The organism is Campylobacter sp. DY7, assembly GCF_057802535.1.
In genome coordinates this window covers 1-753 of record NZ_JBYJAU010000037.1, presented here as the reverse complement: position 1 = coordinate 753, position 753 = coordinate 1, and the positions used below count along the sequence as shown (strand labels likewise).

The window sequence follows — 753 nt, the reverse complement described above, 5'->3', positions numbered from 1 at the left end:
CCTGGTCGTGTCCGACAACACCGCGATGGCCGGATTCACCACCGCCGGACGTCGCGATCGGACGCTGCCCGAGATGGTCGCCGCGGGTGTGGACGTCGTGCTCGGGAATGTCGACGTCGCCGCCGACTTCACCGCGCTGGTGCAGGCCGTCGACATCCTCACGGAGGACCGGCTCGATGAGGCGGTGCGCCGGGTACTCGCGACGAAGGCGTCGCTCGGCCTGCACCTCAGTCCGTTCGGCGAGGGTTTCGGCGAACCCGCCTTCGATCACCCCGACGACCTGGAGGCACGGCGGGTGCTCGCGCGCCGGTCGATCACGGTGACGAAGGATGCCGCGCACCTGCTGCCGTTGCGAGCTGCGGAGCGCCGGCGCGTGCTCGTGGTGGTCGTGGGTGATGAGCCGACCTTCTACGATCCTTCCGGCCCGTTCGCGCCGCACTTCGTCGCGGGCCTGCGGGCACGCGGCTGCGAGGTGGAAGTGCGTCGGTCGCCCCTCGCGCAGTCGCCCTCGGCCGAAGTGGACGCGTTCGACCTCTGCATCTACTTCGCGAACGTCCGATTCGTGGGGAACTCCAACAGCCTGCGGGTCGCGTGGGCGCCGTGGCAGGGGCCGGACGCGCCGCGGCATCCGTCCTCCTTCCCGACCGTGTTGGTGTCGATCGCCGACCCGTACCTGCTGCAGGACATGGCGATGGTGCGCACCGCGCTCAACGGCTACACGCCGACGTCCGCGACGGTGGATGCCGCCCTGGA

Annotated in this window: 1 protein-coding gene; it reads left to right on the top strand. The window is 70.5% G+C overall.

The window, feature by feature from the left end; all coding sequences use genetic code 11:
- On the top strand, window positions 1–753 hold a 753-nt coding region (locus tag AC1B00_RS09575), incomplete at both ends, for a glycoside hydrolase family 3 protein (protein ID WP_488849497.1).